Origin of the sequence: Amycolatopsis panacis, assembly GCF_003600245.1 — a bacterium.
GTDB lineage: Bacteria > Actinomycetota > Actinomycetes > Mycobacteriales > Pseudonocardiaceae > Amycolatopsis > Amycolatopsis sulphurea.
The window spans coordinates 1-26,396 of sequence record NZ_QZFV01000097.1; the positions used below are offsets into that span (position 1 = coordinate 1).

Annotated in this window: 22 protein-coding genes and 2 pseudogenes; 13 read left to right on the forward strand and 11 right to left on the reverse strand. The window is 70.4% G+C overall.

Annotation, left to right across the window (positions count from 1 at the left end):
• Both D5S19_RS20095 and D5S19_RS20100 read right to left on the reverse strand, forming a co-directional pair.
• Window positions 1-259 (reverse strand): annotated as a pseudogene (locus D5S19_RS20095) (hypothetical protein); the annotation flags it as partial.
• An 80-nt stretch (window positions 260-339) separates the two neighbouring features.
• Window positions 340-1,026: pseudogene (locus D5S19_RS20100) on the reverse strand (alpha/beta fold hydrolase); the annotation flags it as partial.
• Between the two features lie 178 nt (window positions 1,027-1,204).
• Here D5S19_RS20100 and D5S19_RS32525 point away from each other — a divergent pair.
• Entirely contained in the window at window positions 1,205-2,527 is a 1,323-nt protein-coding gene (locus D5S19_RS32525) for a hypothetical protein (protein WP_199730596.1), read from the forward strand.
• Here D5S19_RS32525 and rox read toward each other — a convergent pair.
• Together rox and D5S19_RS20115 are read right to left on the reverse strand one after the other, a co-directional pair.
• The gene (rox, locus tag D5S19_RS20110) at window positions 2,476-3,924 is read right to left on the reverse strand and encodes a rifampin monooxygenase (protein ID WP_120024895.1); all 1,449 of its coding nucleotides are present in this window, start codon (window positions 3,922-3,924) and stop codon (window positions 2,476-2,478) included. The genes D5S19_RS32525 and rox overlap by 52 nt on opposite strands.
• A 177-nt stretch (window positions 3,925-4,101) precedes the next feature.
• On the reverse strand, window positions 4,102-5,181 hold the full coding sequence (locus D5S19_RS20115; protein ID WP_233574048.1) for a C40 family peptidase: 1,080 nt from the start codon (window positions 5,179-5,181) through the stop codon (window positions 4,102-4,104).
• Window positions 5,182-5,261: 80 nt separating this feature from the next.
• Between D5S19_RS20115 and D5S19_RS20120 the strand changes: the two genes are divergently transcribed.
• From D5S19_RS20120 to D5S19_RS20140, 5 genes are all read left to right on the forward strand, one after another.
• Window positions 5,262-6,071 (forward strand): biotin--[acetyl-CoA-carboxylase] ligase, encoded by an 810-nt coding sequence (locus D5S19_RS20120; RefSeq protein ID WP_120024896.1) that lies wholly within the window; start codon window positions 5,262-5,264, stop codon window positions 6,069-6,071.
• Window positions 6,072-6,160: 89 nt separating this feature from the next.
• Window positions 6,161-6,751, forward strand: coding sequence for a PH domain-containing protein (locus tag D5S19_RS20125; protein WP_120024897.1), 591 nt, complete (start codon window positions 6,161-6,163; stop codon window positions 6,749-6,751).
• 1 nt (window position 6,752) lies between these two features.
• Window positions 6,753-7,694, forward strand: coding sequence for a hydroxymethylglutaryl-CoA lyase (locus D5S19_RS20130; RefSeq protein ID WP_120024898.1), 942 nt, complete (start codon window positions 6,753-6,755; stop codon window positions 7,692-7,694).
• 283 nt (window positions 7,695-7,977) lie between these two features.
• Window positions 7,978-8,784 carry a TNT domain-containing protein gene (locus tag D5S19_RS20135; RefSeq protein WP_233574049.1) on the forward strand — a complete coding sequence of 269 codons (807 nt, stop codon included), beginning with the start codon at window positions 7,978-7,980 and terminating at the stop codon, window positions 8,782-8,784.
• Window positions 8,781-9,041 carry a hypothetical protein gene (locus D5S19_RS20140; protein ID WP_120024899.1) on the forward strand — a complete coding sequence of 87 codons (261 nt, stop codon included), beginning with the start codon at window positions 8,781-8,783 and terminating at the stop codon, window positions 9,039-9,041. The genes D5S19_RS20135 and D5S19_RS20140 overlap by 4 nt, the downstream gene beginning before the upstream one ends.
• 66 nt (window positions 9,042-9,107) lie before the next feature.
• On the opposite strand, the gene hisN is transcribed toward D5S19_RS20140, so the two are convergent.
• The gene (gene hisN / locus D5S19_RS20145; RefSeq protein ID WP_120024900.1) at window positions 9,108-9,896 is read right to left on the reverse strand and encodes a histidinol-phosphatase; all 789 of its coding nucleotides are present in this window, start codon (window positions 9,894-9,896) and stop codon (window positions 9,108-9,110) included.
• A 42-nt stretch (window positions 9,897-9,938) separates the two neighbouring features.
• On the opposite strand from hisN, the gene D5S19_RS20150 reads away from it, so the two are divergent.
• Window positions 9,939-10,643, forward strand: coding sequence for a response regulator transcription factor (locus tag D5S19_RS20150; RefSeq protein ID WP_120024947.1), 705 nt, complete (start codon window positions 9,939-9,941; stop codon window positions 10,641-10,643).
• Window positions 10,644-10,658: 15 nt separating this feature from the next.
• Complete coding sequence (locus D5S19_RS20155; RefSeq protein ID WP_120024948.1) at window positions 10,659-11,942, forward strand: ATP-binding protein; 1,284 nt, start codon at window positions 10,659-10,661, stop codon at window positions 11,940-11,942.
• A gap of 138 nt (window positions 11,943-12,080) precedes the next feature.
• On the opposite strand, the gene D5S19_RS20160 is transcribed toward D5S19_RS20155, so the two are convergent.
• The 3 genes from D5S19_RS20160 to D5S19_RS20170 are packed head-to-tail and all read right to left on the reverse strand — an operon-like array spanning window position 12,081 to window position 15,525.
• Window positions 12,081-12,605 (reverse strand): GtrA family protein, encoded by a 525-nt coding sequence (locus D5S19_RS20160; RefSeq protein ID WP_199730598.1) that lies wholly within the window; start codon window positions 12,603-12,605, stop codon window positions 12,081-12,083.
• Window positions 12,606-12,641: 36 nt separating this feature from the next.
• Window positions 12,642-13,145, reverse strand: coding sequence for a GtrA family protein (locus D5S19_RS20165; RefSeq protein WP_120024901.1), 504 nt, complete (start codon window positions 13,143-13,145; stop codon window positions 12,642-12,644).
• Between the two features lie 10 nt (window positions 13,146-13,155).
• A complete protein-coding gene (locus D5S19_RS20170) occupies window positions 13,156-15,525 on the reverse strand; it encodes a sigma-70 family RNA polymerase sigma factor (protein WP_120024902.1) in 2,370 nt (789 codons plus the stop codon).
• 250 nt (window positions 15,526-15,775) lie between these two features.
• Here D5S19_RS20170 and D5S19_RS20175 point away from each other — a divergent pair, with 250 nt between their 5' ends.
• The 5 genes from D5S19_RS20175 (at window position 15,776) to purE (ending at window position 22,230) form a co-directional block, all read left to right on the forward strand.
• Window positions 15,776-16,615, forward strand: coding sequence for a hypothetical protein (locus D5S19_RS20175; RefSeq protein ID WP_120024903.1), 840 nt, complete (start codon window positions 15,776-15,778; stop codon window positions 16,613-16,615).
• A gap of 1,251 nt (window positions 16,616-17,866) precedes the next feature.
• Window positions 17,867-19,219 carry a glycosyltransferase 87 family protein gene (locus D5S19_RS20180; RefSeq protein WP_120024904.1) on the forward strand — a complete coding sequence of 451 codons (1,353 nt, stop codon included), beginning with the start codon at window positions 17,867-17,869 and terminating at the stop codon, window positions 19,217-19,219.
• A complete protein-coding gene (locus D5S19_RS20185; protein ID WP_120024905.1) occupies window positions 19,200-20,360 on the forward strand; it encodes a glycosyltransferase 87 family protein in 1,161 nt (386 codons plus the stop codon). Before D5S19_RS20180 ends, D5S19_RS20185 begins: the two co-directional genes overlap by 20 nt.
• 176 nt (window positions 20,361-20,536) lie before the next feature.
• Entirely contained in the window at window positions 20,537-21,721 is a 1,185-nt protein-coding gene (locus tag D5S19_RS20190) for a 5-(carboxyamino)imidazole ribonucleotide synthase (RefSeq protein WP_120024906.1), read from the forward strand.
• An 11-nt stretch (window positions 21,722-21,732) separates the two neighbouring features.
• The gene (purE, locus tag D5S19_RS20195) at window positions 21,733-22,230 is read left to right on the forward strand and encodes a 5-(carboxyamino)imidazole ribonucleotide mutase (protein WP_120024907.1); all 498 of its coding nucleotides are present in this window, start codon (window positions 21,733-21,735) and stop codon (window positions 22,228-22,230) included.
• 58 nt (window positions 22,231-22,288) lie between these two features.
• Here purE and D5S19_RS20200 read toward each other — a convergent pair whose 3' ends face one another.
• The 3 genes from D5S19_RS20200 to D5S19_RS20210 are packed head-to-tail and all read right to left on the reverse strand — an operon-like array spanning window position 22,289 to window position 25,948.
• Window positions 22,289-23,065, reverse strand: coding sequence for an enoyl-CoA hydratase-related protein (locus D5S19_RS20200; RefSeq protein WP_120024908.1), 777 nt, complete (start codon window positions 23,063-23,065; stop codon window positions 22,289-22,291).
• Window positions 23,066-23,096: 31 nt separating this feature from the next.
• Window positions 23,097-24,386, reverse strand: coding sequence for a ferredoxin reductase domain-containing protein (locus tag D5S19_RS20205; protein ID WP_120024909.1), 1,290 nt, complete (start codon window positions 24,384-24,386; stop codon window positions 23,097-23,099).
• Window positions 24,383-25,948, reverse strand: coding sequence for an amino acid adenylation domain-containing protein (locus D5S19_RS20210; RefSeq protein WP_199730599.1), 1,566 nt, complete (start codon window positions 25,946-25,948; stop codon window positions 24,383-24,385). The genes D5S19_RS20205 and D5S19_RS20210 overlap by 4 nt, the downstream gene beginning before the upstream one ends.
• Window positions 25,949-26,396: the final 448 nt, after the last annotated feature.

The window sequence follows — 26,396 nt, forward strand, 5'->3', positions numbered from 1 at the left end:
AATGGCCGGGCTGGTGGGCGGCGTTGATCCAGCTCGCCGCCGGAACGCTGGTGTGCCTGGGCGCCGACTCCCGGGTGGTGTCCCAGGAGGGGAAGCGGCTGCCGCCGACCGCCTCGTGCAGGGTGGTGTGCGAGATCCGGCCCGAGCGTCCGGCCATCTTCCGGAACGACGGGTTCCCGGCCCGCGCCCGCAGGGCGGCCAGCTCCGCGGCGAGTGTCCCGGCGGGGGTGCGCGCCGGATGGTCTGCCCCGTCAGCCATCGTTCTCCCGGTCCTCGGATCACAGGTCCGGACAATTCTGACAGCCGAGTCCAGTGTCGTGGGGCACTCCGGCCGGAAGGTCAGCGGGCCAGCAGGTCCCGCAGGGCTTGGGTGATCCTGGCCGGTCCCTCCTCCGCCATGAACTGCCCGCAGGTCACCGTCTCGTGCACACAGCCGGGCGCCCAGGCGCGCCAGACCGCGGCAGCGTCGTATCCGAGGGTGGCACCCCAGTCCTGCTGCAGCACGGTGACGGGCATGTGCAGCTGGTTGCCCGCGGCCCGGTCGGCCCGGTCGTGTTCGAGGTCGACGGACGCGGAGGCCCGATAGTCGGCCACGATCGACGGGACGGCGGCCCGGCTCGCGGCGAGGTACTCCGCGCGGATGTCGGCCGGATCGCGGGCCCACTGGTCGAAGAAGTGGCCGAAGAACTCGTCCGGCGCCGCGCCGATCATGCGTTCGGGCAGGCCGGGTGGCTGCGCCATCAGGTAGAGGTGGAAGGCCACCGCCGCGTTCACGCCGTGCAGGACGTCCGACATGTCGAGGGTGGGCAATACATCGAGCATGGCGAGATGGGTGACCGCGTCCGGATGGTCGAGCCCGGCGCGGAAGGCGACGAGCGCGCCGCGGTCGTGCCCGGCCAGCGCGAACCGCTCGTGGCTGGACGCCTTGGCCAGCGCGACGACGTCGGCGGCCATGGTGCGTTTGGCGTAGGCCTGCCCGTGCGGGTCGGCGGGTTTGCCGCAGGCGCCGTAGCCGCGCAGGTCCGGTCCAGGGGAGGTTTTCCTGCTGGCGCATCACTTCCTGCGCGCCGGCGACGACCGTGGAGTGGGCTACGCGCGAGCGGCCGCGGAACGCGCGGAGCGAGACTTCGCGCCTCATGAAGCAGCCCGGCCATGGCAGGCGGCTTTGACGCGCGGCCCGCGGACGGCCGAGCTGTTGATGGGCTTGGCGCGAACTACGGCGATCACCGGTTCGCTCGCTGCGGCTCGCCGATACCGCGCTGAGGCACTCGACCTCGCGGGCGCCGATCTGGACTTGACCACGCGGGTGCTGACCGCGTTCGACGTGCCAGGAGTCTGGACCGACAACGACGATCCCGCGCTCGCCCGGCGGATCGCCGATGCCGCCGAATGGGTCTTGGCGACCGGGCCGGAAGCGCGGATCCGCGCCCGCCTGCTGGCGACGATCGCCTTGGAACTGCGCAGCGACGGTGGTTCTCGCGCTCTCGAAGCGGCTCTCGAAGCCGAGCGGCTGGCGCGCGAAGCCGACGACCCCGCGTTGCTGGCGCTGGCGTTGAACGCGCGCTGGACTCAGACGGTCACCCGGGCCGGGCTGGCCCCCGAACGCGCGCGGATCGGGACCGAGCTGGTCGAGACGGCCGGGCGGCACCGGCTCGTGACCTTCGAAGTGCTCGGTCACCTCATGCTGGTGCAAGCGCACTCGGCGCTGGCGGACTTCGCCGCCGCCGACACCCACGCGGCTGCCGCGGATTCGCTCGGCGCGGAGTACGGCCTCCCGCTCGTCGGCGTGTTCACCGAGTGGTACCGCGCGCTACGGCTCACTGTGACCGGCCCGCTCACCGCGGCCGAGACCAGGGTGTCGGCAAAGTTGGTCGGGGGCCCGGCAGTGGGCGATGCGGAGGTGTGTGTGCGACCACCTCGTGGCGTGCGCCGGACCGGTTTCGGGTCTGTGAAGGGTCCCTTCACAGACTCAGAGTCCGTGAAGGGTCCCTTCACGGACCTCTACACCGACTTTGCCGGAACCCTGGCGGCCGAGGCGGCGTATCGCACTGCCGCGGCTCGCCTGTCCGGCAGCGAGATGCCCGGCCTCGACCGGGAAATGGCCGCACTGGCCCGGCATTGCCTGTACCGATCGCACGGTCTTGTGTCCACAATGGAGCGTACTCCGCCGGAACGGCCGGACCTGTTCCTCGGACTCAGCGCCTGTCTGAGCACCCCGGACAGCCCTGCCGAAGCGGAACGCCGGTACGCCCTGCTCATCCCGGCTGCCGGGGAATTCGCCGGAGCCGGTTCGGGCCCGCGTTCCTGGCCCGGTCGCGTACTACCTCGGCGACTTGGCGACGGAGCTGGGCCGCCCGGCCGCCGAGCACTACCTGCAGGCCGCCGTACTCGCCCGCCGGGCCGGCTCGCCCCATTGGGTGGCCGCGGCCGAAGCGAAAGCGCGCGGCCACCCGGTAGTCCTGGCCCTTCGGTTACTCAGGCGGGCTTGCCGAACCAGCGGGCGAGGTGGTCGTTGAGGTCCTGCTGATCGTCGCCGATCCAGGCGACGTGGCCGTCTGGGCGGAGCAGGACGCACGGAACATCCAGCCCCGCAGTGCGATCCGCGAGGTAATCGACCCGGTCCGACCAACCGCCGACGGTCAGGCTTTCGCTGCAATCCAGCAGCAGGCCACGGCCCCGGTGTAGCTGATCGTAGAGGCGGCCCTGGTTCAGGTCGATGTCACGCAGCCGGCGGCCGAGCAGGTCGGGGCCCGCGCCGAAGTCGTAGCGGATGTCGATCGCGGTGATCTTCTCGATCAGGTAGCGGTTCACCTCATCGAAGTTCATCAGTTCGGTGAGCAGCCTGCGCACGGCCCGCGGGCCGGGTTCGGTGGACGACAGTTCCGTCTGCGCGCGGGTGTTGTCCAGTACGTCCCCGGCGACCGGATGACGCTCTGCCTGGTAGGTGTCCAGCAGCGTTTCCGGCGCCCAGCCGCGGATCTGTGCCGCCAGTTTCCAGCCGAGGTTCACTGCGTCCTGAATGCCCAGATTGAGGCCCTGGCCGCCGGTGGGCGGGTGGATGTGCGCCGCATCACCGGCCAGCAGCACCCGTCCGACCCGATAACGTTCAGCCTGCCGGGTGGCATCCCCGAAGCGGGACAACCAGCGCGGGGAATGGACACCGAAATCGGTTCCGGCGATGGCGCGCAGCTGTTGCTGGAAATCCGCGAGAGTAGGCGGCTCTGCGCGATCGCTGACTCCCTCGGCAGGGACCACGACGCTGTAGACCTTTTCGCCGAACGGCCGGAGCCAGAATCGCTGACGCGTCTCGCGGAGTTCGGTCATCTTGGTGGCGATCTCCTCCAGCGGCACCCCCACTTCCATCTCGCCCATCAGCGTTTCGGCCCGCGAAGGCTCGCCGGGGAAGCCGACGCCGAGCAGTTTGCGCACCGCACTGCGCGCGCCGTCACAGCCGACGAGATAGCGCGAACGCAGCTGTCCACCGCCGGCCAGCTCGACGGTCACCCCTTCGTCGTCCTGCTCGAAACCGGCCACCGCGCAACCGCGCCGGACCTGCGCGCCCAGCTCGATCGCGTGTTCTTCCAGCAGACGAACGATGACCGGCTGGGGAATCCCCAGCAGATAGTCGTGTGCGGAATCAAGGCCCTTGGGCGCGGGTGTGGGAATGGCGGCGAAGAATCCGCCGGCCGGACGCTTTCTTCCGTGCTCGAGAATGCGATCCAGCAGACCGCGCATTGCCATCAGCTCGATACTGCGAATATGCAGACCGACGATGCGGACGAACGATACGGGCTCGGTTTCCTGCTCCAGAACGAGTACTCGCACGTCGTGCAGCCGTAGCTCGGCGGCCAGCATCGCGCCGGTCGGCCCGCACCCGGCAATGATCACGTCGAACGGCTCGGGGGTGAACTTCGGAGAGTCCATAGGTGGTGCCGTTCGGGAGTGCCTGGTTGTCGAGGCGCTCCCGGCGACACCTACGTCAATCGCCCGACCGTGACGGGAGGGGGAGCACCCACATCGATACAGCGTTCATGGGTCTCACCTCCTCGGGCAGCGTCGCGGTCGAGTGCAGGTTACCGGCCCGGCAAAGATCGTGCCGCCTCAGGCGGGGTGCCCGGCGCCCGCGTAGTCGTCGCCGGGAATGTGGACGGTGTGGATCTGCACGGCCTGGCCCTCCGTCGGAGCGTTGATCATCAAGCCGTTGCCGACATAGAGGCCCACGTGGTGGATGTGGACAGCGGGGTTGCCGTAGAACACCAGATCGCCCAGCTGCGGCTCAGTAACCGGTGGCAGCGAACGGAACTGGCTGTCCGCAGTCCGGGGCAGACTGACGCCCGCGCTTTCGTAAGACGCCTTGGTGAGCCCGGAACAGTCGAAGCCCGCGGCACCCGCGTCCGGCCCGTTGCCGCCCCACACATACGGCAAACCCAGCTGTCCCAACGCGAATCGGGTGGCGCGTACGGCAGGAGTGGCGGCCTTGTCCTTGTCGAGCGACAGCGTGGCGTACAGCTGCGCGTAGCCGAGGACCCGCTGCCGGAACAGCTCCATACCGCTGCCGCTGTGGTAGCCGGCCATCGCCTTCCACCAGCCGTTGCCCGCGGTCAGGTTTCCGGCGCCGGCGCACAGCGCGCGGCCCGCGGCGACTGCGGAGGATGACGGATCGGTGAGCGCGGGCTTGGTGATCCCGCTGATCTTCGTGCCGTACTTCTTCCACTGCGCCGTGGTCAGCCCCATCGGCGTGCCTTCGCGGCGGCCGTGGTCGGTCCCGGCTTCGCCGATGCCGGCCAGCGTGACCCACGACAGGTGACAGCCGGGGTCCTCCGCGCGCAACGCAAGCTCGCCATTCGCGTAGCCCAGCAACGCGGTCGCCGGGATGTCCAACGGTCCGGCGAGCGAATCCGCCCACTGCTGCAACGGCGACCCGCCACTGCTCGCCGCGCCCTGCACCGGCTCCTGCGCACGCAACGGCGCGCTCGCTTCGAGCACGGACGGGCCGCTCACCGCGGGTTCCGTGGCGGCCGCCGCGACCGGGGCCGGGGCAGACGGCTCGTCACGGTCGGCGACGATCCAGCCCGCCGTGACCAGACCCGCCACCAGCGGCAGCGCGACCAGCCCGCGATACAGCACGCCACGGCCCCATGAGGGATTCGCGGCTTCAGCGGAGATCTCCGGCGGGGTCACGGCGTCCAATCTAGAAGAGCGCACCTCTGTGTAACGAGCGAGTCGCTTGCGCGTTAGGGGGACTCTCCTAGGCTGGGTACATGGCTGAACTGGACGCGGCACGGCTGCGCGACGGGCTCGCCGGGCGGTACGCCCGGGTGGACGTGGTCGAGACGACCGGCTCCACCAACGCAGACCTGCGGGAAGCCCTCCAAAACGGGGCGGCGGACCGCACCGTGCTGCTCGCCGAGCAGCAGACCGCCGGGGTCGGCCGCCGGGCCCGGACGTGGAGCTCACCGAAGGGCGCCGGGCTGTACCTGAGCATCGCGCTGCGCCCGGCCGGCGTGTCGTTCGCCGCGCTCGGCTCGCTGTCGGTGGTCGCCGGGCTCGCGGCCCACGCGGTGGCCACCGAAGCCGGGGTGGACGCCGTACTCAAGTGGCCCAACGACATGCTCGCCGGTCCGCAGCGGGCCAAGTGCGCCGGAATCCTCGCCGAGGCGGTCGGCGGGGACGAGACCGCCGTGGTGCTCGGCATCGGGCTCAACGTGCTGCCGCTCGGCGCCGACGTGCCCGCCGGCCCGGGCGGGCTGCCGGCGACCTCGCTGGCCGAGCAGGGCGCGACCGAAACCGATCGCACCACGCTCGCGCTCGCCCTGCTCACCCACTTCGACGAGCTGGAACGGCGCTGGCGCCAGTCCGGCGGCGAGCCGGCCGCGGCCGGGCTGCTCGCGGACTACCGGGCCCGCTGCGCGACGCTGGGCCAGGACGTCCGCGTGCAGCTGCCGGACGGCACCGAACTCACCGGCCGGGCCGCGGATCTCGACCCGGACGGGCGGCTGCAGGTCGACGTTCCGGACGGGCGCAGGCTCACCGTGTCCGCGGGTGACGTGGTCCACGTCCGCCCGTTCTGAACCCGGACCGGTGTCCGCGGGCGCCGTGACCGTCGCACGCCGGTACGGTGGGGACTATCAGCATCGGCACAGATCAGGGAGCATCCGCCGTGGCCTATCCGGAAGATCTGCTCAGCGAGAATGAGCATGTGGTGGTGCACAGTCACCCGCACTTCAAGATGCTGATCTTCCCGTTCCTGGGGTTCCTGATCACGGTGGGCGCGGCGGTGTGGCTGCTCACCCTGTCATCGGGCATGGCGGCGCCGTGGAACAACGTGGCGCTGATCGCCATCGGAGTGGTGGCGGTGGTGCTCGTGGTGTGGGTGTTCTTCACGCCCTTCGTCCGCTGGCGCAGCACGCACTTCATCGTCACCACCGACCGGTTGATCGCCCGGGAAGGCGTGCTCAAGCGCACCGGTATCGACATCCCGCTGTCGCGGATCAACAGCGTGAAGTTCGAGCACGGCCTGCTGGACCGGGTTTTCGGCTGCGGCACGCTGGTCGTGGAGTCGGCCTCCGACGAACCGCTGAAGTTCGACGACATCCCGCGGGTCGAGCACGTGCACACGGTGATCTACCGCGAGGTCAACGACAATCCGTACGACGACTATCAGTCCGATCCCGGCCGGGGCGGCCCTGGCGCCCAGCAGACCGAGCCCTTGCCGCCGCAGCGGCGGGCTCCGCGTGGAAGGAGGCGCTGAGGTGGGTGCACTGGAGGTGGGACTGCCCGAGCGGGTCCCGGCGGACGGGCTGCCGGAGCGGGTGACGATCTGGGAGGTCGGCCCGCGCGACGGGCTGCAGAACGAAAGTTCGGTCGTCCCGGTGGAGATCAAGCTCGAATTCCTGGACCGGCTCGCCGGCGCCGGGCTGAGCACGCTGGAGGCGACCAGCTTCGTGCATCCGAAGTGGGTGCCGCAGCTGGCCGACGCCGAGCAACTGCTCGCCGGGCTCGACCGTCGTCCCGGTGTGCGGTACCCGGTGCTCGTGCCGAACGAGCGCGGGCTGAACCGCGCGCTCGACGCGGGCGTCTCGCACATCGCGATCTTCGCCAGCGCCACCGAGACCTTCGCACGCAAGAACCTCAATTCCTCGCTGGACGAGCAGTTCGCGATGTTCGAGCCGGTGGTCACCCGCGCCCGTGCCGAGGGGCTGGAGGTGCGCGGCTACCTGTCGATGTGCTTCGGCGACCCGTGGGAGGGCGTGGTGCCCGCCGAACAGGTCGTGCGGGCGGGGCAGCGGCTGCTCGACTTCGGCTGTTCTCAGCTGTCCCTCGGCGACACCATCGGCGTCGCCACCACCGGGCAGGTGAGCAGGTTGATCGAGACGTTCGGGAAGGCCGGGGTGGACGTCTCCGCGCTCGCCGTGCATTTCCACGACACCTACGGACAGGCGCTGGCCAACACCGAGGCGGCCCTGCGCGCCGGCGTGTCCACTGTGGACTCTTCGGCAGGTGGTCTCGGCGGCTGCCCGTACGCCGAATCGGCCACCGGCAACCTGGCCACCGAGGATCTCGTGTGGCTGCTCGAAGGGCTCGGCGTGGCGCACGGCGTCGATCTGCGCGCGCTGGTCGAGACGAGCGGGTGGATGGCCCGGCAGCTGGGCCGCCCGTCCCCCTCCCGGGTGGTGAACGCGCTGGGCGGCTGACGCCCGAGTCCCGTCGCACAAGCGGTTCTCCGGCCCGGGGCAAGGTTGCTCGGGGCTGCCGGTACTTGTCGACGGGCGCCGCGTTCACCCGCTCGATCGCTGCGAGTCCTGCCGGACGTCGCCGCCGGTTTGGTCACCGGAACGGGTTTCCGCCGTATCGGCCCGCGCGACGCCGCCCGCGCGTTGGTACGGCGGGAGATAAACTGGGGTTCCCGCTCGGCCGGAACCACCCGGCGGGACGAACGTCTTTACCGGTGCCGGCGCGACCGAGAAGAGGGTGCCCGTGTCCGATCAGCCCGAACTGGCCGACACCGACGTGGCCACCGGCCCCGTGCAGGTGCCCCGTCAGTACCGCGGGTTCCTCGAACGGGGCTTCGACGACGTGCCGACCCCGCCGTCGGGCACCTGTGTGCGGCCCGGACCCGTGACGCGCCCGCCGGTCGGTTCGCCGCGGACGGACCGGGAGAGCGTGCTGGCGTTGTTCCTGGTGCACATGTTCCCGCTCGGGCACCTGCCGGTGGCCGCGGATCACCCCGAGCGCCAGTTGCCGTCGCGGGCCCGCCGGTACCCGCCCGCCGACCACCCGGAGTCCGCGCTGCTCGAAGACACCACCGTGCTCGGGTATGTCGCCCAAGGCTTTCGACGCTCGCCCACACCACCCGCCGACCCGTCGCCACCGGCGGCCGTGCTCGACGGCTACCGGCCGCCCGAAGGCCCGGAGTGGGAGAGCAGATTCGTCGACGGCGCCGAGTACGTGTGGCCGTCCGCGAAGGAATTCCCCGAAGGCGGGACGGATGCGGCGGAGCCGGTGGTGCTGCCGGAAGGCACCCTGCTGGACCGCTTCGGCGGCGAGCACGGCCGGATCTTCGCCCCCGAGGGCACGCCGTTCGCCCGGCGTTCGCTGCCGCCCGCGGCTTTGCGTGCCGGGTACCGGCGCTACCGCGTGGAGAAGCCGGTGCCGATGTGGCGCTCGATCGCCGCGGGATGGTTCGGGCAGCCCGGCGGTGGCGTGCGCTACCGCGCGGTGCTGTCCGCCGACGAACTGCTCACCCTGGGGTTCCTGGCCGACATCACGCGGGAGGCACGATGAACACGCAGTCGATCCGGCGGTGGCTGGACGTGATCGGCGTGCCCGCCGAGGTCGTTTCCGTCGGCGCCGAGACGGACAACACGTGGTGCCTGATGCCCACCTCGGGCGGCTGGGAAGTGTTCTGGCGAGAGCAGGGCAACCGCTACGACTGGGCCGCGTTCACCTCGGAACAGGTCGCCTGCCACTACCTGTTCGGCCGGCTCACCTGGTCACAGGTCGCCCGCGGCGCCGTCGGCGTCCTGCCCGGCGCGCACTGATCGCAGCAAGGGCTGTGAAGGGACCCTTCACAGACTCAGAGTCCGTGAAGGGTCCCTTCACAGCTTTCACCGACGCAGCAGCGTCAGGGCTTCGTCGTGCAGAAGGCCGTTCGTCGACAGGGCCGAGCCGCCCTCGTAGGTCGGCGCCCCGGACAGGTCGGTGAACCGCCCGCCCGCCTCGGTCACGATGACCTGCGCGGCGGCGACGTCCCACGGGTTCACGACGCACTCCGCGGCCACGTCCAGCGCGCCCTCGGCGACCAGGCAGTGCTGCCAGAAGTCGCCGAACGCACGGGTTTCCCAGCAGGCTTCGGTGAGCGCGAGATAGCGCTCCCGCGAGTGGTACTCGGACCAGGTGTTCAAGTCCGTTGTGGACAGATACGCGTCGGACAGCGCGGCCACTCCGGACACCGACAGCGCCCGCTCGCCCGCGGCGTCACGCAGGTGGGCGCCGCCGCCCGAAGCGGCCCACCACCGGCGGCCGAGCAGCGGCGCGCTGATCACGCCGACGACCGGCGTGCCGTCCTCGACCAGCGCGATCAGCGTGGCCCACACCGGCACGCCGCGCAGGAAGTTCTTCGTCCCGTCGATCGGGTCGAGTACCCAGGCCCGGCCATGGGCGTCCGCGCTGCCACCGCGCTCCTCGCCGAGCACGGCGTCGTCCGGGCGTTCGGCGGCGAGGATCGCGCGGATCGCGTCCTCCACCGCGGTGTCCGCGTCGGTCACCGGGGTGCGGTCCGGTTTGGCCGATACCGCGAGGTCCAGCGCGCGGAACCGGGCGGTGGTGAGCGCGTCGGCGGCATTAGCCAGCCGGGTGGCGAGGGTGAGGTCTTCGTCGTAGCCGGGCACGGTCACGATGGTTTCACGGGGGTTCGCCGTAAGGTTGGCCAGGTGAGCATGGTCCTACTTGCCGAAGACGATCCGGCCATCGCCGAGCCGTTGTCGCGCGCGCTGCAGCGCGAGGGGTACGAGATCGAGGTCGTCACCGACGGTCCGGCGGTACTGGCCGCGACCACGGCGCACCGGGTGGACCTGCTGGTGCTCGATCTCGGCCTGCCAGGGATGGACGGGCTGGAGGTGTGCCGCCGGCTGCGCGCGAGCGGGACCGAGCTGCCGGTGCTGATGCTCACCGCGCGGACCGACGAGGTGGACTTCGTGGTCGGCCTCGACGCGGGCGCCGACGACTACGTGGCCAAACCGTTCCGGCTGGCCGAGCTGCTGGCCCGGATCCGCGCGCTGCTGCGCCGCCGGGTGCCGGAGGTACTGGAGGCCGGCGGGGTCCGGATGGACCTCGGTGCCCGCCTGGTCACCGTCGACACCCAGGAGGTGCAGCTGGCGAACAAGGAGTTCGAGCTGCTGCGGGTGCTGATGAGCCGGGCCGGCCAGGTGGTCAGCCGCGACGAGATTCTCGCCGAGGTGTGGAACGACCTGGAGTCGAAGACCTCGAAGACCCTCGACATGCACATGTCCTGGCTGCGCCGGAAGCTCTCGGTGGCCGCGGACGAGGCGGCCGGCGGCCGGGCGGTCAAATCCGCGCACTCCGACGCGGAGCGGCGCATCGCGACCGTGCGCGGTGTCGGCTTCCGGTTCAACGTCGAGTAGCCGCCGCCGATGAGCATGCGCCGCCGGATCCTGCTGGCGATCCTGCTCGCCGTGCTGGTCACCGCGGCGGTGCTGGGCATCCCGCTGGGCGTCACCGCCTGGCGGCTGGTGGAGAACCTGAACCGGGAGAGCCTGGCCGAACGGGCGCGCAACATCGCCGCGACCGTGGACACCCAGGTGGCCAACGGCCAGGAGGTGGACATCGACCAGTTCCGGGTCGGCGTGCCGCACGGCGGGCTGCTCACCATCCGTGGTGACGGGATCCCGGAGAAGCAGCTCGGCCTGAATCCCGGCCCGGACCCGGTGGTCGAATCGGCACCGACCGCCCGGCGGGGCACGGTGATCCTGGCCATCCCGAGCGAACCGGTGCGTACCAAGCAAACCCAGGTGACCCTGCTGGTGGTGCTGCTGGTGGTGCTGTCGGTCGGCACCGGCACGGTGGTCGCCACGGTCACCGCGCGGCGGCTGGCGAAACCGCTGCGGCACGTCGCCGACCGCGCGTCCCGGCTCGGCGGCGGCGACTTCCGGCCCGACCCGAGCCGGTACCGGGTGGCCGAGCTGGACATGCTCGCCGAGGCACTGGACACCTCCGGGTCCGCGCTGGCCCAGCTTGTCCAGCGGGAGCGGCAGCTGGTCGGCGACGTCTCGCATCAGCTGCGCAGCCGGCTCACCGCCCTGCAACTGCGTCTGGAGCCGCTGACCCTGCACGAAGACGCGGAGGTGGCCGAGGAATCCCGCGCCGCGCAGGAGCAGGCCGACCGGCTGGCGCAGGCCCTGGAGGACCTGCTGGCCGCGGCCCGTGCCGCGCGCGAGGTCGACGCCGAGCCGGTGGACCTGCCGGTCAGCTTGCCCGCGATCGCCGAGGAATGGCGGCAGCTGCTGCGTTCCGAGGGCCGGAACCTGCGGATGAAGATCACCGACGGGCTGGTGGTCCGCGCGACCCCGGCGCGACTGCGTGAGGTGATCGGGGTGCTGCTGGACAACGCCCTGCGGCACGGCGCCGGGACGGTCACCGTGGTCGCCCGACGCGGCGACGCGGAGGGCACCGTGGTGATCGAGGTCGGGGACACCGGCTCCGGCGTGCCGGACGAGATCACCCCGCACATCTTCGAGCGCGGGTTCTCCGGCGGCGGCTCCACCGGCGTGGGCCTGGCACTGGCCAGGGCGCTGGTCGAGGCGGACGGCGGCCGGCTGGAACTGTCGAACAAGCGCCCGGCGATCTTCAGCCTGTTCCTGAAGGTGCCACGACCGGACGACGTGGGCGAGGTCCGCTGGCCCGCCGACCCGGCGCCCCGCTGAGCCGCCCGCCACCCCGCTGAGCCGCCCGCCACCCCGCGCCCCGCCGGTTTCGTCCGCAAAGGCTGTGAAGGGTCCCTTCACAGCCTCAGCGTCCGTGAAGGGACCCTTCACAGCCCTCATGCCGGGCCACAGCGGGGGCTAGCGGGGTAGGCGGGTGACGTGTTCGCGGCGGCGTTCGCCCAGCTCGTCCGGGAAAACCCACTTCTTGAAGGCCCAGAAGCGGAAGACCATGGCCAGCAGCATGCCGAGGATGGAACCGCTGGCGAAGTCCGCGACCTCCTGCACAAGCCTCGTCACGTGCGGCACCTCGAGGTGCAACGCGTAGCGCGAGAGGTACAGCGGGATCAGGTTCACCACCACCGCGATTCCGCTGACCAGGAAGAACAGCGCGGCCTCGTGGGTGCGTTCGCGGCCGCCGCGGGTGCGGAAGGACCATTCCCGGTTCAGCACGTAGGACGCGATGGCGGCGACGATGATCGCGATCGCCTTCGCGGTGGTCGGCTTGGCCTCCAGGACGGTCAGCTTCAGCAGGTACCAGACGCCGTTGTCGACCAGGAAGGTCGTGCCGCCGACGATCGCGAACTTCAGCAGCTCCCGGTGCTTGATGAGCACCGCACGCAGCGGGGCGGGCGTACGGGCGAGCACGGCTTCCACGACGGTCACCCGACCAGTCTAGAGAAGCCGAGGTCACCCCGGGTGTCAGGCGGCCTTCCGGCCGGTTTCGCCCGATTCGGCGGGCGGTGCGACCGCGCGCAGCCGGGCGCCCTCGGTGGGGAACACCCATTTCTTGAACGCCCACCAGCGGAACAGCGTGCCGAGCAGGGTGCCCAAGATCATGCCGCTGACGAAATCGGCCGTTTCCTGCCCGACCAGGCTCACGTGCGGTGCCTGCAGGTCCAGTACGTACCGCGAGATCCACTGCGGCAGCGCGTTCAGGCCGAGCGCGACCCCGCTGATCAGGAAGAACAGCGCGGCCTCGTGGGTGCGTTCGCGTCCGCCGCGGGTGCGGAAGGACCATTCCCGGTTGGCCACGTAGGAGAAGATCGTGGCGATCAGCACGCCGACGATCAGCGCGGTGACCGGGTTCTCCCGCAGCACGGTGAGCTTCAGCGTGTAGGTGATCACCGTGGTGATCACAAAGCTGGTGCCGCCGACCACGGCGAATCGAAGCAGCTCACGATGCTTCGTCAGGAACTCACGCACCGCCCGGACGCTACTGGATGAACCAGCCGAAGAAGCTGCGGGGCTCGATGGAAGGCGGCTGATCACCGGATTTGCGGCCCTTATCCGCATCATCGGACTCGCCGGGTCCCGGCTTCGGTGGCGCGCTCGTGGTGGTCGTGGCCGGGGTGCTGGAGGTGCTCTCCGGGGTGTCGGCCGGCGAGGCCGGGGGAGTGCTGCGGGCACTCGGCTGCGGGTGCGGCTTCTTCGAGGTGGACGGGCTCTCCGAAGTGGACGGAGTGGATGTGTCCGGAGTGGACGATGGTGCCGGCCGGACCGAGGGCAGCGTCGGCACGGGGCCGGTGGGGTAGGGCACCTCGCAGATGCCCAGCCAGCACCCGAACCGCACCTGCTTGCTCTTGGTCGCCTTGCCCAGCGTCGCGGTCACGGTCACGGGGGCGTTGTGCTGCGGGCGGCCCTGGACCCGCACCCAGAGACCGGCCTGCTGGGCGGGCGCGAGGGCGGTGCGCGTGGTGCACGTCGCACCTGCGCCGCCGGAGGTGCAGGCGAACCCGCTCAGGCTCCACGACTGGAACAGCGCGTGGTCGAAGGTCACGGTGACCGGTTTCGTGCTCTCGCCGGTGTTGCGCACCCGTACGTAGATGAGCGGGTTGCGGTTCCACGGGAACGACGAGAGCCGGTCCGCGTCCGCCTGCAGCAGCAGATCGTCCACCGGAGTCTGCACCTTGACCGGCACGCTGACCTGGATCCGCACCGCGACGCCCGCGGAGACGGAGCCGGTCACTGTGCCGCCCTGCGCGTCTTCCGCGGCTTGCAAGCGGAAAGTCAGTACCGCGGACTGTCCGGGCTGGAGGCCGGAGCCGGTCTTGCAGGTCACCGTGCCGGTCCCGCCGGGGCAGGCGACGTTGAGCGAGCCGGACTGCGGCGCGGCTTCGGCGGCGAACGAACCGGCTGCGCCACCGCCGCCGCCCGCGGGCACCGCGGAGACGCCAGGCGGCAGGTTCAGCGTGGCCTGGATCGGCTCGGACACGCTGCCACCGTCGTTACGCACCGTGATCGGCATGGCGACCGGCGCTCCGCCGGGCTTCAGCTCGACCCCGCTCGGCGGCGACGTCGCGGACAGCTTCGGCGGCGCCGGAGCGGCGGGCGGCTGAGCGGGGGGCGGCGGCGCGGGGGGCGCTGCCGGGGCTGCCGGTGGCGGGGCTGCCGGAGGTGCCGCGGGCGGCGGAACCGGGGCCGGCGGCGGGGGTGCTTGGGGTGCCGGTGGCGCGGGAGGGGCCGCGGGCGCCGGCGGGGCAGCAGGCGGCGGTGCGGGCTGCGGGGCCGGGGCTACTGGCTGCTGTTGCTGAACCTGCTGGGCGGCCGGGATCGTCTGCTGCCCGCCACCGGCGGCCAGCGCGACGGCGACTGCCGCCACCATCGCGGCCCCCGAAGCGGCGACCCCGACGAATTGCCGCGGTCCGGCCGCGGCTGCTGCCGCACCGGCCTTTGCGCCACCTGCTGCACCGGCCGCCGCACCCGCTTTCGCGCCGCCTGCCACGACGGCACTGGCGCCGGCCGCGGCTCCCGCAGTGGCCGCGCTCGCTTTGGCCGCGCCGATCGTCGCCAGGTAACCGAGAGCGGCGCCACCGAGGACGATCGGTGCGATGATCGCGCGCAAACCGCCGTTGACGTCGGCCAGTTCGGCCGCCAGCGCTCGGCAGTTCTCGCATTCGTCGAGGTGGTTCTCCACCTGGGAACGTTCGCGTTTGGACAGTCCGTCGCGGGTCCAGGCGCCGAGCCGGTCCGCGGTGGCACGGCAGCGATCGGCGCCGTTTTCCTGCAAGTGGACCTGCAGGTACGCCTGCCGCAGACCTTCGCGGGCACGGTAGGCGAGCGCGGACACGCCGTTGGCGGTCAGCCCCAGCAGCGGTGCGACTTCGGCGGGGCTCTGCTGCTCGATCTCGGTGTGCCACAGCACGGCCTGCCAGCGCTCCGGCAGCCGAGCGAACGCCTTCGCCGCCATGGTCCGTTCCAGACCTGCGACAGCGGTGTCGGAAAACTGGACAGTGAGCGCTTCACCGGCGGCACCGCCGACGTCGGTCATGTCCTCGTTGAGGTCGAGCTTGCGGTCGCGGCGGGTCTTGTCGTACGCGGTGTGCCGCAGGGCGGTGAGCAAGTACGCGCGGAAAGCCGTGTCCGGTCCCTTGCCGCCGCGCAGCGTGTCCAGCACCTTGGAGAACGCTTCCGAGACCAGGTCGTCGGCCTCGGAACTGGACCGGGCCAGCTGGCGGGCGAGGTTGTGCGCGGCTGCGCTGTGCCGCTCGTAAAGCGGGCCGTAGGACGCGATCTGCCCGGCGCGTACCTCAGCGATCAACTCGGCGTCGCTCTTACCGGAGAGATCGGCGGGAACGGTGGACACGGGGCTCCTTCGTCGGCGGACGCGGCCGGTGCCAGCCGCGTTCACTAGTACAACGCGCACCAAGTGTGACGGATGCGGCGATACCCGTCACGTTGTGGTCGACCGGTTGACACCGACGGCGCAAAGAGTTCACTCCACATCCGGCGGCCGGACCGGAAAAGATGGGAAAACGCGCGTCACGGCAGGCATCCGGGTAAGTCCCTTCCCCGGATGGGGACAAGATCGACACGACCGGAAGGAGGCGGGCAGGGTGGACGTACCGGCGACCGGATCGTGGTCCGGCTCCGCGGGCGGGCAGGCACGCGCCCGCTTCGACCGGGACCGGCATCTCCGGGCGTTGCGCGCCCGCTGGCGCACGGCGAGCCTCGCGGCGGGCTGGCGTTTCCCGAGCGACTGGGCGCTGCCCGAGGTGGATGCGGTGTGCGCGGCCGTCGTGCGGCACGGGTCGAACGGCGCCGAGATGGCGCTGGCCGGACTCGCCCGGGCCAGAGCCGCGGCCGGCGCCGGCTTGTCCGAGACCCTGTCCGATCTGGCTGCCCTACACGCAGTACTCGCAGATCCCACTGCCGTGGACGGATTCGTCTCACCGGATGTAGACGCCACTCCCGCTCGATTACTCAGGGTGACTGCGCTGGCTTGGGCTGACGTGGCCACCGACCAGCTGGTGCACACCGAGGTCACCGATCCGCTCACCGGCCTGCCCTCGGCGGCGTACCTGCGCACCCGCCTCGGCGAGGTCTACCGCGGCGAAACCGGCGATGACCACGTCCTGCTCGTCGTGCGGGTGGATCTCGGCGAGGTCTCCGGCTGGCCACGGCTGACCACGATGATCCTGGTCGCCGACGCCGTGCGAGCAGTCTTCGACACCGGTGAAAGCTACGCGACGCTCGGCCCCTCCGCGGTCGCCGTCCTCGCCCGCCGCGACGAACGGCTGGCTTCCCGCGGCGTCGCCCTGCGCCGCTGCCTCAACGAACGCCTCTCGGCGGACGCCCAGCTCCGCGACGTCGTCCTGCCGCAGGTCTCCGCCGTGCGCCTGCCTGCCACGCACGAGCATGCTTGTGCCCTGCTTACGGATCTTGCGCACGGTTGACGCTGCTGGCAGGTGGGTTTTGGGGCGCGAGCCTGCATCGCTTCGGCTCCGGAGTGAGGGTGCCGCTCGCACCGGACGCCTGGGCGGGCAGGGCCCCGGCAAAGTTGGTCGGGGGCCCGGCAGCGGGCGATGCGGAGGTGTGTGCGACCACCTCGTGGCGTGCGCCGGACCGGTTTCGGGTCCGTGAAGGGACCCTTCACGGACTCTGAGTCTGTGAAGGGTCCCTTCACGGACTCCACACCGACTTTGCCGACACCCTGCCTGGGCGGGGGTGAGGGTGCCGCTCGCGTCGGCGGGCCGGCTGGCCGGCAGGCGGTGCGAAAGGGCCGCCCGTGACGGTCACCTGGGGTGAAGGGGACCTTCACCCCAGGTCTGCTGAGCCAAAGTGACTTTCGCTTCACGCTCGCGGTGCGAGCGTGACCTTCGCGTCGGGTCGACGGTGCGAGCGTGACCTTCGCATCGGGGCCGGGCGGCGAGTGGGCCGTTCGCTCCCATGCTCGCGGAGGGAGAGGGACTTTCGTGCCGAGTGCGCGGTACGAACGGGCCGATCGTGGCGATTCGATGAAATGAAGGTCCCGTTCATGCCGGGGGCGTCATGCGAGTGGGAGTGACTTTCGTGTCAGGTGCTTGGGGGCAAGGGGCCGTTCGCGACGGGTGACCGAGGCGAAGGTCACTTTCGCGCCGTAAAGCAGCTGCGTGAGCACGACTTTCGTGTCCTAGAGCGGGCTCGTGAGCAGCTATGTTCGCATCGCATCCGCGGTGCCGAGGGGGAGGCGGAGCGAACGGAAACCTCGCTGCGAACGCCGGAACACTCCGGCCGCAAAGCGGCGGCAAAACAACGGCGAAACAGCAGCGGCAAGAGCACCCGGTCCACCCCGGCAAAGCACCGAACCCCTCCACCGGCGCCCCGCCGCAGAGCACCGAACCTCCTCCGCCTGCGCCCGCCGCAAGAGCAACCGAACCTCGACCGTCCGCGCCTGCGCAAAGCACCGAACCCCCGCCTGAAGCAGCGGAAACCCGCTTCCCCGGCCAAAATCCCAGGACTCCGCGGACGGCCGGCCACCGCGACCCACCCACCGCCGCCGACCGCCACCCACCGCCGCCGACCGACGCGGACCGCGAACCACCCGAACCCACCGCCGCCCACCGGCCGCCACCGCCACTACCACCGCCACCGGCGATTGCCCGCTCCGGCCCGTCTGTGGTCACCCTTCCTGACCAGCGTCCGGATGTTCATGATTTCCTGGTGCGGTGACCAGGACCGTCCCCCCCGCCCTGTCCGGCGAAGCTCCCGCGGCCGCTGCCGGGCAGCCACGGCTGGCGTTGCGCCGATCACTGGCCCGGCTCTCCGTACGTCCCCGTTCGATCCTGATTCTCTCGCTCGTCCCGCTGCTCGCGGTCGGTGTCGGTATCTGGGGCTGGGTGCACGAGTGGAACCTCGGCGTGGACAGCGCGGTCTACCGCGCCGGCGCGCTGCAGCTGCTCCATGGCGACAACCTCTACGACGCCAACACGTTGCCGACCGAGCCGGGCTGGGCGCTGCTGCCGTTCACCTATCCACCGACCGCGGCTCTGCTCTTCCTCCCCCTCGCCATCGTGCCGACACAGGTCGCCTGGGGGTTCGTCACCGTCGTCTCGCTCGCCGCGCTCGCGCTCACCGTGCGGATCGCGATCGGCGCGCTGCCCCGGCCGGCGGCCGACGGGCCGCGCTGGTGGGCTTCGCCCGCGCGCTCCACGATCGTGTTCTTCCTGGTGTTCCTCGGGCTCGAACCTGTGTGGCGGACGATCTTCCTCGGCCAGATCAACCTGATCCTGATGGCCATGGTGCTGCTGGACATGCTGGTGCTCGGCGCACGTGGCAGCCGGTGGGGTGGGGTGCTGGTCGGGGTCGCCGCCGCGATCAAGCTCACCCCGATCGTGTTCCTCGGGCACCTGTTCATCACCGGCAAGCGCAAGGACGCGATCCGCGGGCTGATCACCTTCGTCGGCCTGCAGGCGTTGCTGTTCCTGGTGAACCCCCATGACGCCTGGCAGTACTGGACCAAGACGCTGCCGGACACCGGCCGCATCGGCCCGGTGCACTGGGCGGGCAACCAGTCGCTGAACGCGTTGATGAACCGGGCCACCGACCTCGCGCCGTGGGCGTCGAAAGTGGCCATCGGGATCGGGTTGGTGCTGGCGATCCCGGCGCTGTGGCTGGTGCTCCGCTTCCACCGGCGGGGCCAGGCGCTGGCCTCGCTGCTGGTCACCGCGTTCTGGATCCTGCTGATCTCGCCGATCTCCTGGACGCACCACTGGGTGTGGGTCGTCCCGCTGGTCGTGCTGCTCGTCTCGCGATTGCCGAAGACCACCCCGGCAACAGCCTGGAAACGCTGGCTGGGCACGTTCCTGGTGGGCTTTGTGTTCGTCAGCTGCGTACTCCTGATCTTGCCCAACGGGCGCAACGTGGAGCTGCACTGGAAGGTGTGGCAGAACGTGCTCGGAGCCGCCTACATCCTGATGCCGGTGGTGCTCGCGGCGGCGTTGATCGCCAGATGGGGCCTGCAACGCCGGAAAAGGGACCGCGCGCTCGTGGACGGTCCAGGTGTCGATTCTGCGCAATAACCGGTGGCCGGCCGTACTGCCGGTGCTCGCGCTGGTGGCCGGGCTGGTGGTCTGGCTGCGTGGCTGGCATCTCGGCGCGGACAGTGCGGTCTACCGAGCGGGCGCGGCCACCCTGCTCAAGGGTGAGCCGCTGTACTCCGCGGATCTGACGACGCTGCCGGACTGGGTGCGGCTGCCGTTCACCTACCCCCCGGCCGCGACATTGACGTTCGTGCCGCTCGCGCTGGTGCCCTCGGGGCTGACCTGGGGCGTGGCCACGGCGTTGTCGGTGGCTTCGGTCACGGTGGTGCTCGCGGTGGCCGGGCGGCTCCGGGGTGCGTGGCTGGCGGTGGCCACGCTGGGTGCGTTGCTGCTGGAACCGGTGTGGAAGACGCTGTTCCTCGGCCAGATCAACCTGATCCTGATGGCGCTGGTGGTAGTCGACGCGCTGGTGCTGTGCGCACGCGGATCGCGCCTGGGCGGGACGCTGATCGGCGTGGCCGCGGCGGTCAAGCTGACCCCGCTGATCTTCGTGCCCTACCTGCTGTTCACCGGCCGCTGGCGGGACGCGCTGCGGGCGCTCGGCATGTTCGCCGGGCTGCAGGCGGTGATGTTCGTCATCGCGCCGCGCGATGCGGCGGACTACTGGGGTTCGGCGGTGTTCGACCCCGATCGCATCGGCAGTGTGCACTGGATCTTCAACCAGTCGCTCAACGGCATGGTCAACCGCGCGTCCGCGCTCGCTCCGTGGTCGACCACGGCCGCTCTCGCGGTGGGTGCGTTGCTGGCCGTGCCCGCGGTGTGGCTGGTGGTGCGCTTCCACCGCCGCGGCGAACCGGTGGAGGCGTTGCTGGTCGCGGCGTTCTACGGGCTGCTGCTGTCGCCGGTCTCCTGGTCGCACCACTGGGTGTGGGCGATCCCACTGGTAGTGCTGCTGGTGCGGACCGGGCGGCGCTGGTGGGCGGCCGCTGCCGTGGTGCTGTTCGGCTCCCAGGTGGTGATGCTCGTCCCGAACGGCGGTGGCGTCGAGTTCGGCTGGGGTCTGGGCTGGGGGATCCTCGGCAACGCCTACGTGCTGGCCGCCGCCGTGGGCATCGTCGGGCTGGCGGCACGCGAAGTGCGGCTGCTCGTTTCGGTGGAACGGTCCGGGCTGGCCAAGTAGGCTCGCTGGTGCGTACGCACTCGAAGAGCAGGAAATCGGCAGGTAGCGCCTCGCGTGCAGTAGCGAGCAGTTAATCGATTGCCTGTGGTCACCCAGGGCGAGTATCCCCGGCCCGGGCGGGTGTCGCGCAGGTCGCCGCCGGTGCGGGCAGTCCCGCCCAGTAACCTGATGGCGTTATGGACAAACGTACTGGGCTCCCTGTAGTGGGCATGGTCGGCGGGGGCCAGCTCGCCCGCATGACGCACCAGGCGGCGATTTCGCTGGGGCAGTCGCTGAAGGTGCTGGCGGCCGACGAGGCGGACGCGGCTTCGCTGGTGGCCGGGGATGTGGTCATCGGCCACCACACCGATCTGGACGCGCTGATGGCGTTCGCCCGGCAGGTGGACGTGGTCACCTTCGACCACGAGCACGTGCCCGGCGAGCATCTGCTGAGCCTCGCCACCGAGGGGTTCGTGGTGCGGCCCGCGCCGAGCGCGCTCGGGTTCGCGCAGAACAAGCTCGTGATGCGCGAGATGATGGCCGGGCTCGGTGTGCCGGGGCCGGCCTTCGCCGAAGTGTCCGAAGTGGACCATGCACTGGCGTTCGGTGCGGAGCACGGCTTTCCGGTGGTACTCAAGGCCGCTCGCGGCGGCTACGACGGCCGTGGCGTCTGGATGCTGGACACCGCGCGGCAGGTCCGTGAGACGGTGCCGGAGCTGCTCGCCGCGGGCACCGAGCTGCTGGTCGAGGAGAAGGTGACGATGCGGCGCGAACTGTCCGCGCTCGTCGCGCGTTCGCCGTTCGGCCAGGGGGCGGCCTACCCGGTGGTGGAGACCGTGCAGACCGGCGGGATCAACACCGAGGTGCTCGCACCCGCGCCGGGGCTGCCCGAATCGCGCGTGCATGAGGCGCAGGACCTGGCGCTGCGCATCGCGGCGACACTCGACGTCACCGGGCTGCTCGCGGTCGAGCTGTTCGAGACCGAGACCGGCCTGCTGGTCAACGAGCTGGCCATGCGCCCGCACAACTCCGGGCACTGGACCATGGACGGCTCCCGCACCTCGCAGTTCGAGCAGCATCTGCGCGGGGTGCTGGACTACCCGCTCGGCCGCACCGACCTGATCGCGCCCGCGTGCGTGATGGCGAACGTGCTGGGCGCCGAGGTCTCCCCGGAAATGGGGCCGGACGAGCGCGTGCACCACCTGTTCGCCCGCTTCCCCGAGGTGAAGATCCACCTCTACGGCAAGCAGGAACGCCCCGGCCGCAAGCTGGGGCACGTGAACTTCGTCGGCGAGCGGATGGACGAGTTGCGCGACCGCGCGTTGCTGTCCGCGCACTGGCTGTCCCACGCCGTCTGGCTCGACGGCTACGAGATCCACTGAAGGGGAACACAATGGCCGCTCAGGTGGGCGTGATCATGGGCAGCGACTCCGACTGGCCTGTGATGGAGGCCGCGGGACAGGCGCTCGACGAGTTCGGTGTGGAGTACGAGGTCGGCGTCTACTCGGCGCACCGTACGCCGCAGCGGATGCTGGACTACGCGAAGTCCGCGGCCGATCGCGGCGTGCGCGTGATCATCGCGGGCGCGGGAGGTGCGGCGCACCTGCCGGGCATGGTCGCCTCGGCGACGGTGCTGCCGGTGATCGGGGTGCCGGTGCCGCTGAAGTACCTGGACGGGCTGGACTCGCTGCTGTCGATCGTGCAGATGCCCGCTGGTATCCCGGTGGCGACGGTGTCGGTCGGCGGGGCACGCAACGCCGGGCTCCTCGCGGTGCGCATTCTCGCCTCCACCGATTTGCAGCTGCAGGCGAAGGTCACGCAGTTCCAGGCCGATCTCGAACAGCTGGTGCTGGACAAGGACGCCAAGCTGCGGGAAACGGCCGGAAAGTAGGGACCGTGCCGCGGAACGCTTCGGTGCGCGCCGCGGCGATCGGGCCTCGAACTGCCGATCAGCTGTTCGTCCGGCTGCTGGTGAACACCGCCGGGCGCTTTTCCAGGAAGGCCTGCATGCCCTCCCGCTGGTCCTCGGTCGCGAACAGTCCGTGGAAGACCCTTCGCTCGTATCGGATCCCGTCCGAGAGGCCGGTTTCCAGCGCGCGATCGACGCAGTCCCGGGCCGCCATCGCGGCGAGCTTGCCGTACCCGGCGATCTGCGTGGCGACCTCGGTAGCCTCGGTGAGCAGCCGATCGGCGGGCACGACCCGGGAGACCAGGCCGATCCGTTCCGCTTCGGCGGCGTCGATCAGCCGTCCGGTGAGAATCAGGTCCATGGCCTTGGCCTTGCCCACCAGCCGGGTAAGCCGTTGCGTGCCGCCGATGCCGGGAATGACGCCGAGGGTGATCTCCGGCTGCCCGAACTTCGCGGTGTCACCGGCGATGATCAGGTCGCACATCATCGCGAGTTCACAACCACCGCCGAGCGCGTACCCGGAGACAGCGGCCAGCTTCGGCGTGCGCAGGGCGGCGAAAGCCTCCCAGCCCGCGAAGTAATCCTCGGTCTGCATGTCTGTCGCGGTCTTGGCGGACATCTCGGCGATGTCCGCGCCCGCCGCGAACGCGCGCTCCGACCCGGTCAGGACGAAACACCCGACGTCCGGATCCCGGTCCAGCGGGGTCAGGGTGTCGATCAGTTCGGTCATCAGCGCGGTGTCGAGTGCGTTGAGCCGCTCGGGCCGGTGCAGCCGTACCCAGACGACCCGGCCGGACTGCTCGATCTTCATTCGCATGGTGAGTTCCCTTTCTCCGGAAGCACCGTGCTCAGGAGTCCCAGATGGCGCCGTACGCCGGAATGCCCCGGGATTCCAGGCCGTGCACGACCTTCCAGGTCAGTTTCTTGTTGGAGATGCAGATGACGGCCTCCGCATCGAAATCGCGGTAGGCCGCGTACGCGAGCTGGACCATGTCGGGCTTGCCGTGCAGGCCGGTGTCCCAGATCTGCGCGTCCGGCTGGACGGCGAGGATCTCGTCCACCAGCCCGTCCCCGTAGGTGACCCGCGGATCGCGGGTGGCCCAGACCAGCCGGGCGGGCACCTCTTGGGCCAGCAGGTGCGGCAGGCACGGGCCGATCCCGCTGCCGGTGGCGATGTAGACGACCCGGCGGAACAGGGTTTCGATGTTGGCCACGCCCGCGGTGGTGATGCCCTTGACCCACACCCGCGAGGGCAGGTCGTCGATGAACCGCCCGGTCCAGTCGCCGGCCCGGGAGATGGTCAGGCGGAAACCGTGCTCGTGGGGCGCCGGGATGTTGGCGAACGAGTGCCACTCGCGCAGCGGTGACCGGCTGATCGCGGTCGACGATCCGGCGAAAGGCTTGCGGCCGTGGGTGAATCGGGCGATCGCGACGTGCGAGGACGGCCGTTCGATGTCCACGTCCACCTTGCGCAGCCGGGTCCACGGCGCGGCGACGGCGGCGGTGAGCACGATCAGCGCCCAGAATTCCGGCACCGAGAACAGTGACACTCCTTTGTGGACTGTCTGCGCGATTGTCAGGCCCCACAACAGAATCAGCGACAGCCAGCCACCGAGCCGGTGCATCAGCTCGAAACTGTTGTGGAACTTGGCCCGCAGCCGCGGCGTTGCGAGCACGACCATGCCGAGGAACAAGGCGACCAGCGCGTACGCCAGTACGAGCACGGTGGCGGGTGCGGGCTGTGCCGTGCTGAGGCCGACGAAGGCGCCGAACCAAAGCGTGCCGGACACGGCGCCACCGACGTGCATGCCGCCGAAGTGATAGACCTTGCCCAGCACCCACCGCACCCGCAGCGGCCAGGTGACCGGTGCCGAGGTCGCGACCCGGAACATCAGGTTGATCAGCCGCTGGCGGCGGATCAGGATGGCGAGCGCGAAGTTCGCCAGCGCCGCCTGGGAGGCGAACTCGGCGGTGATCCCGCCCGGCAGCGCGAAGCCCAGCACGATCAGGTTGATCACCACGACGCCCGCGGCGAGCCGGTTGTGGTGCATCAGTTTCGGATGCTTGAACACCCGCCGCAGCTTCGGCAGCAGGGGTGGGAGGACGATCTCTTCCCGTTCTGCGGTCACCGCGGTCATGCGGCCGGCTCCTCTCCGCGTGCGACACGCAGCAGCTGTGTCTTGTCGATTTTGCCCCGGCTGGTCATCGGCAACGCGGTCATCGAATGCACGGCCGCGGGCGTGCAGTAGTAGGGCAAGGCTTCGGCGACCGCCTGCGTCGCGGCGGCCGGGTCGACTGTCTCCGGCTGGACGAACGCCACAAGCGTGCTGTCGTCGACCTTGAGGGTGACCGCCCTGGTGCATCCGGGCAGGTTCTCCAGCACCGTGGACACCGAGTCCAGTTCGACCCGGAAACCCCGGATCTTGACCTGGTCGTCGGTCCGGCCGAGGTGCTCGAGTTCGCCGTCGGGCGTCCAGCGGCCCAGATCGCGGGTCCGGAACATCATGCGGCCGCCGCCGAGGAAGGGGTCGGGCCGGTAGCGCTCCGCGTTGAGCTCGGGATTGGCCAGGTAGCCCGCGGAAACGCAGTCGCCACCCGCCCACATTTCGCCGGTTTCCCCGATCGGGCAGGGCTGCTGGTGCTCGTCGAGGACGTAGACGGTGTTGTTCGGGGTGGGGCGGCCGATGGTGAGCAGCGGGGCTTCGGGGTGATGGTGCTGCATCGTGTTGACGATGGTGACCTCGGTCGGGCCGCATCCATTGTAGAAGGTGCGGGTCGCGGCCCACCGGTCGGCCAGCGGACGCGGGCACGGCTCCCCGGCCACCGCGACGGTCCGTACCTTGGCGCACTTGTCGGGATCCAAAGTGGACAGGATGGTCGGCGTCGCGATCAGCACGTCCGCCCGGCGGGCGACCGCCCCGATGTCGTCGCCGCGAATCAGCAGGGTGCCGCCGTGGGTGAGGCAGCCGAGGATTTCCCAGGCGGCCATGTCGAAGGCGATGTTGAGGATCTGCCCGACCACCGTGCCCGGCCGGATGCCGAGGTCGCCCGGCCGGGTCAGCAGGAGATTGGCCAGATTGGCGTGGGTGACGGCCACCCCGTTGGGCTTTCCGGTGGTCCCGGAGGTGAACAGGATGTAACACGGCTGGTCCGGCGTGATCTCGACGCGGGGCCGGCGGACCTCGCCGCGCTCGGTCATCACCGCGTCGATGTCGAGCGTGTGGTGTCCGGTGGGGACGGTCACCGGCAGGTCGGACTGGGTGAGCACGACGCGGGCCCCGGTGGTGCGCAGGATGTGGCGGAGCATGGCGGGCCGCACGATCCGGGCGTCCTGCGGCACGTAGGCGGCGCCCGCTTTCAGGATGGCCAGGATGCCGACGACCATCGGGATACCGCGGCGGACCACGAGGGCCACGTGGTCCCCCGGCCGTACTCCGTACTCGGCCAGGCGGGCGGCCAATCGTTCGGCGTGGGCGGAGAGTTCCCCGTAGGACATCCGGTTTCCGAGGTGTTCCACCGCGACTGCGCCGGGTCTGGCGAGGGCGTACTCCTCGATCATCCGGTGCAGTGCCACCCGGGGCACCGAGTGGTCTGGACCCCATCCGAAGTGCCGGAACAGCCGCCGATCCACCGCACTCAGGATGTCGAGTTCCGGCGCGAAGTCGAGCTGTGTTCCGGGCATGGTCAGGAGTTGCTTCATGAGACCGACTCCGTTCAAAGCTTCTGGCAATGACTGCGAAATCGTCGAGTGTGAATTCGGCGAATAAGAGGTCGAATAATGGGGACATGGCAGGAGTAGGCCCCCTATGGGCCACCCGGATGGGCCATACGGGCTATTGTCTACACGACCTTGTTGAACCAATGCCAATGCTGGAGCGAGGGTCTACCCGAAAGAGTGATCATCTTGAGTAAGTGTGCCGTAAGGGCATCGTTGGCCGGGTTGGCCTGGTTGGCGGCACCTTCCCGCCTTCGAGCTTCTCGTCAGGCGGCGCCCGTCGCTGGCTACCGGCTACGTCAACCCCGTCAAGCTGAGGCACGCGATCGCCGCCGGAAGATTACCTGATGGTCATGCGGATTAATCCGCGAGCGGGTTGTCCCGCTGAGCGGTACTCGAATGTCGTTTGCAGTACACAGCGGACCCGGAAGCC